This is a genomic window from Flavobacteriales bacterium, from assembly GCA_013001705.1.
Lineage (GTDB): Bacteria > Bacteroidota > Bacteroidia > Flavobacteriales_D > JABDKJ01 > JABDLZ01.
The window spans coordinates 1-5,118 of the sequence record JABDLZ010000008.1; the positions used below are offsets into that span (position 1 = coordinate 1).

A 5,118-nucleotide genomic window follows, 5' to 3' on the forward strand; every position below is an offset into this window, starting at 1 on the left:
CCCTGTCGATCGGTGATGCGCATCGATCAGAACACCTGGGCCGATACGGTGGATATGGTCTGGCGCTGGAAGTATATCATGAATGGACAGGCCGTGCAGGATGAGACCTTCAAGGCGGATAGCACCTATGCGGGGAGCATCCGGCAGTTCAATCCCGATAGCGCCATGTGGTACGTGCATTATTATTCGGCCGCTACGCCTACAGCGCGTCTACCGAGCTGGGAGGGATATCTCCATGAGGATGGGAAGATCATCCTCTATCAGGATCAGAAAGCGCCCAATGGCATGGACGGCAAGTACAAGATCACCTTCTACAATATCACCGAGGCCGGCTATGACTGGTTGGGAGAATGGGTCACTCCCGATGAGACCTTCTCCTATCCGACTTGGAGGATCTATTGTCGGTGGGACAGAGAGAAAGAATAAAGCGGATGAAAAAGAACACCTCCTTTGGAAGTATGCAGACCCTCATGGAGAGGGATGGGCAGATTATTTCCGAATACCTGGAGTTCGAGCGGGAAGGGCGCGGTCACAGCCATGAGCGCTGGGAGATCTGTCATGTGACGGCCGGATCGGGTGTGATCGTAAATGGAGAGGAGCGCATAGAAGTGAGCAAGGGGAGCATGTGTAAGATCCCACCACATACCGAGCATTGGATGATCCCTGATCCTACCATGGAGGTCCTGCTGGTCTATTCAGATACAGAAGGGTGAATCAGACCCGCTTCGCCAATTCCCTACCCAACTTCTCCACTACTCCTACTACCAAGGCATTGCCCATGAAAAAGGCGCGCTTGGCATCGCGGATGCCTGCTGATCGGGTATGGTCATCTGGGAACATATTGAGACGCTCCAGTTCTACCGGGGTCAATCTGCGCAATACGCCTTCTTGTTCTACCACATGCTTGAATCGGGAGGGGGAAGGTCCGCCCTCTCCGGTGATGATGGTCCGCGATGGCCGATCCAGTGGATCGGGGAAGGTCAGTCTACCTTCAGTGAAGGTGTATGCATGACCGTTGCGGCTGACCCTATCCAAGCGCTTGGCTCCTTTCTGATATTCCCAATCCTTTTCCTTCGTCTTGGGAATCCAGAACTCCTTCCCCACCTCATCCAAGTCTTGGAGGATATCTTCCATGACCACTCTTCTACCTCTATATCTACTCTGGACCCGCCCTGTGTAGCAGGACCCATCGATCATCAGACCGGCCTGCCCGAAGGGGCTCTGCTTAAGTCCGACTCCGAAGGTCTGGGACACTTCCAGAATATCATCCGGTAATTCCACCTGTTCCAGCTGTACTTTCTTCTCTACTGGAAAGGCCTTGGCCATGACTCCTTCAGAACCAAGGTATGTCCGAGGGTCGGTCTTTTTCAGAGCTGTAAATAGGGCTGTACCTTTCAGATAGGCCAGAATGAAGATCCTCCGTCTGCGCTGAGGCATACCGTAATCGGCCGCATTGATCACACGCCACTCGACCGCATATCCCAGATCGGCCAGACTTCGGAGCATGATGGCGAAATCCCTTCCACGTTGATCGGCAGGGGATTTCAGCAATCGGTCCACGTTCTCCAGCATGAGATATCTGGGTCGCTTCTTTCTCTTCTTCCGCAGAATGGCTTCGATACTCCACCAGAGTACGCCTTTCTTGCCACGAAGCCCTTTGGAATTGCGCAATGAAGTGGCTACGGAATAGTCCTGGCACGGGAATCCGCCCACCAGCAGGTCATGGTCGGGAATGGAGTCGAAATCCTGCTCGATGACTTCTTCGATGTTCTGATTCACATGATCGCACTCGGGCCATCGGGCCTGGTAGACCATACTGGCATGCTGCTTCTTGGTGCTGGGCTCCCACTGATTGGACCACAGGACTTCATAGGGAGAATTCCTCTTTCGCGGATATCCCTCCAGACCGATACGGAATCCACCTACTCCCGCAAATAGCTCAACGACCTTGATCTTCTTCATTCTCCAATAAGGCACTCACTCGATGGACACATGCATCGATATCCTGCTTGATCTCGCATTCCCAAATAACGTGAACCTTCCATTGAAGATCAAGTAGCTCTCGACTTTTTCGTTCATCCCGTGCTATGTTCTTTTCGAATTTCTCCTTCCAGAAGGCCTGATGGGATTTGGGCAATGGCAGGTCACAATGCGGGCAGCGATGCCAGTAGCAGCCATTGACGAAGATGGCGATGCGCCTTCCTGGGAAGGAGATATCAGGCCTTCCCGGAACAGATTTCCAATGCAATCGATAGCCGCGTATGCCTGCTGCCCAGAGCGCTTTGCGCAAGCGCATCTCAGGTTTGGTATCCTTTCCGCGATTGCCCCGCATGCTCTTAGCCACGGCCTCATTGACGGCCGGTGGATTGCGGTCATCTCGGTAACTTGAATTGCTCAAAGGACTACTGTCTTGTGTAATTTCGCGGCCATCAAGATATCATGAATCATGAAGAACCTGGATCAAGAAGAATGGAAGAGCGGAAGTGAATCTCCGCATGCGACCATCATCGATGTGCGCACTGCAGAGGAATGTGAAGAAGGTATCGTGGCCGGTGCACGGCTGCTCGATATTTACAGACCCGATGAATTCATGGCTGCCTTGGCCGAGATGGACAAGGAGGCTTCCTATTATCTCTATTGCCGCAGCGGTAACCGCAGTGGCCAGGCCTGTATGATCATGGAGTCCCAAGGATTCAAAGATGTCAATAACCTAGAGGGCGGCATGATGGAATGGGATGGCGAACTTGTAGACCCTCAAATCTGAATACTATGCAACACATCCTCTTTATCGCATTGATCATCCTGAGCAGCTCATGTAGCAGTCAGGTACAGAATGACCCCAGCGTACGCAGGGTCTCTCAGGTAGAATGGAAAGACCTATTATCACAGGAAGATGACCCTTTGATCATCGATGTGCGCACGCCTGAGGAATTCAACGGAGGTCATCTGGACGGTGCTGTCAATATCGACTTCAGAAGTCCGGATTTCAAGGAGCGTATGCTCGAGTTGGATAAGGAAAGGACCCTCTATCTCTACTGCCATTCAGGGGGTCGAAGTGCAAAGGCGATGGAAATGCTCCGCCAAGAAGGCTTTGAATCGGTCTGTGAGTTGGAAGGAGGATATTCCCAATGGGAGCCCTGAAAGGAAGCGCTTTCCTTGGTAAGAATTCCATGTACTGACAATTATCAGTGGATTCCCAAGGCCATGAGCACTGGCTTGGAAGTGCCTGCTGCCTTAACTTTGCTTCTCTGACCCACGCAACGGAACTACTTCTTTTTCGTCTATTCAACATAAGAAAACACAATTCATTGATATGAAGCGATTTCTACGCCTAGCGACTGTCCTGACCATTGTAATGACTTTCCAGACCTCAGAGGCTCAGAATTCTGTGGCCCATACATGGATCGAGACCAATCTCGAAGCTGTACGAAGGGATTTTGCACGTCCCACAGTACATGCTCGTAATCTATGGCACATATCAGTGGCCATGTACGATGCCTGGGCAGCCTATGACACCTTGGCCACTCCTTATTTCTTGGGAAAATCCATGGGTGATTATGAGTGTCCTTTCAATGGAGTGATCACCCCATCTGATCCGGTGGCTCTTCGGGCTGCTCGGGAAGAGGCTATCAGTTTTGCCGCTTACCGCATGATCAAGCATCGCTACACCGGTAGCCCGGGTCAGGTCAACACCTTCTTCATCATCGATACCACGATGACGCACTTGGGATACGACCCCTCATTTACCAGCACGAATTATAACACCGGGGTACCTGCTGCGCTCGGAAACTATATTGCCGAGCAACTCATCGCTGCTGCCATGCTTGATGGGGCCAATGAGTCGGGGAGTTATGAGAATATCTACTATGAGACGGTGAATCCTCCGCTCAATATCGACCAGGCACACTTTATTGGGAATCCCGATATCGATTCTTTGAATCGCTGGCAATCGCTGAGTCTGACCTTGTTCTGCGACCAAGGTGGAAATCCCTTTACTACGACTCCTGAATTTCTCAGCCCGGAATGGGGAGATGTGATTCCCTTTGCCTTGGCCGATTCAGTGAAGTCTGTCAAGAACCGCGATGGTTTCGATTGGAACCTCTATCACGATCCCGGAGCTCCACCCAAGATCGGACTGGAAGGGGACGGGGATACCGAACTTTATCGCTGGGGATTCGACCTGGTAGCTAAATGGTCGTCCCATTTGGATCCCGATGATCCTACCTTATGGGATATCTCACCCGCATCGATCGGGAACATCCCACTGGACTCCATGCCCGATGACTTTGCCGACTACCCAGAATTCTACGATAGGGACAATGGCGGTGATGCCTCACAGGGTCACGATATCAATCCGCACACAGGGATGCCCTATGCACCGCAGATCGTTCCGCGAGGAGACTATGCACGTATCCTGGCAGAGTTCTGGGCAGATGGACCGGATAGTGAGACACCTCCCGGACACTGGTTCGCTATCTATAACGAGATCAGTCAGTATCCCGAATTCACTTGGAGGTGGAACGGAGTGGATTCACTCGACCATCTGGAATACGATGTGAAGACCTATTTCACACTTGGTGGGGGTATGCATGATGCTGCCATAGCCGCTTGGGCTGTAAAAGGATATTACGATTACATCCGTCCGGTTTCGGCCATCCGCGCCATGGCAGAACTGGGACAGAGCACGAGTGATACCCTTCCCAATTTCCATCCGGCCGGATTGGAACTGGAGCCTGGATTCATGGAACTGGTCCAGCTGGGAGATACCATCTGGGAGAGCGATACGACCATGATCGCTGGTCCAGAATACGTGGGCGAGATCAAGATGATGAGCTGGCTCGGCCCTTTGACCGAGGATACCTGTATCTCTGGATTTGCTCCTGAATACCAGACTGAAGTTGCAGGGGTTGGCTGGAAATTGGCCAAGGACTGGTGGCCCTATCAGCGCCCCACCTTCGTCACACCTCCATTTGCTGGATACGTCTCAGGACACTCCACTTATTCCAGAGCCGCAGCTGAGATCATGACCTACACTACGGGAGATCGATTCTTCCCCGGTGGTATGGGCGTGTTCGATTGTCCGGAGAACCAATATCTCGTCTTTGAAGATGGCCCCAG

At 52.1% G+C, this 5,118-nt stretch carries 7 protein-coding genes; 5 read left to right on the forward strand and 2 right to left on the reverse strand.

The features are described 5' to 3' along the window. Both HKN79_00205 and HKN79_00210 read left to right on the forward strand, forming a co-directional pair. Positions 1 to 426, forward strand: a 426-nt coding sequence (locus HKN79_00205) for a hypothetical protein (protein NNC81972.1), incomplete at its 5' end; no start/stop codon positions are given. 5 nt (positions 427 to 431) lie between these two features. Further along, positions 432 to 713 carry a cupin domain-containing protein gene (locus tag HKN79_00210; GenBank protein NNC81973.1) on the forward strand — a complete coding sequence of 94 codons (282 nt, stop codon included), beginning with the start codon at positions 432 to 434 and terminating at the stop codon, positions 711 to 713. Position 714: 1 nt separating this feature from the next. Here HKN79_00210 and dcm read toward each other — a convergent pair whose 3' ends face one another. Together dcm and HKN79_00220 are read right to left on the reverse strand one after the other, a co-directional pair. Then, positions 715 to 1,962, reverse strand: a complete 1,248-nt coding sequence (dcm, locus tag HKN79_00215) for a DNA (cytosine-5-)-methyltransferase (protein ID NNC81974.1) — start codon at positions 1,960 to 1,962, stop codon at positions 715 to 717. Beyond that, on the reverse strand, positions 1,940 to 2,332 hold the full coding sequence (locus tag HKN79_00220; GenBank protein NNC81975.1) for a very short patch repair endonuclease: 393 nt from the start codon (positions 2,330 to 2,332) through the stop codon (positions 1,940 to 1,942). The genes dcm and HKN79_00220 overlap by 23 nt, the downstream gene beginning before the upstream one ends. 114 nt (positions 2,333 to 2,446) lie before the next feature. Between HKN79_00220 and HKN79_00225 the strand changes: the two genes are divergently transcribed. The 3 genes from HKN79_00225 to HKN79_00235 all read left to right on the forward strand — a co-directional run. After that, positions 2,447 to 2,764 (forward strand): rhodanese-like domain-containing protein, encoded by a 318-nt coding sequence (locus HKN79_00225; GenBank protein ID NNC81976.1) that lies wholly within the window; start codon positions 2,447 to 2,449, stop codon positions 2,762 to 2,764. Between the two features lie 5 nt (positions 2,765 to 2,769). Next, on the forward strand, positions 2,770 to 3,141 hold the full coding sequence (locus HKN79_00230; protein NNC81977.1) for a rhodanese-like domain-containing protein: 372 nt from the start codon (positions 2,770 to 2,772) through the stop codon (positions 3,139 to 3,141). A gap of 172 nt (positions 3,142 to 3,313) precedes the next feature. Then, the coding region (locus HKN79_00235) for a hypothetical protein (GenBank protein ID NNC81978.1) at positions 3,314 to 5,118 on the forward strand (1,805 nt) is incomplete at its 3' end.

Coding starts and splice junctions, on each gene's coding strand:
- dcm (NNC81974.1), bottom strand. CDS start 1,962: ATGAAGAAGATCAAGGTCGTTGAGCTATTTGCGGGAGTAGGTGGATTC.
- HKN79_00225 (NNC81976.1), top strand. CDS start 2,447: ATGAAGAACCTGGATCAAGAAGAATGGAAGAGCGGAAGTGAATCTCCG.
- HKN79_00220 (NNC81975.1), bottom strand. CDS start 2,332: ATGCGGGGCAATCGCGGAAAGGATACCAAACCTGAGATGCGCTTGCGC.
- HKN79_00230 (NNC81977.1), top strand. CDS start 2,770: ATGCAACACATCCTCTTTATCGCATTGATCATCCTGAGCAGCTCATGT.
- HKN79_00210 (NNC81973.1), top strand. CDS start 432: ATGAAAAAGAACACCTCCTTTGGAAGTATGCAGACCCTCATGGAGAGG.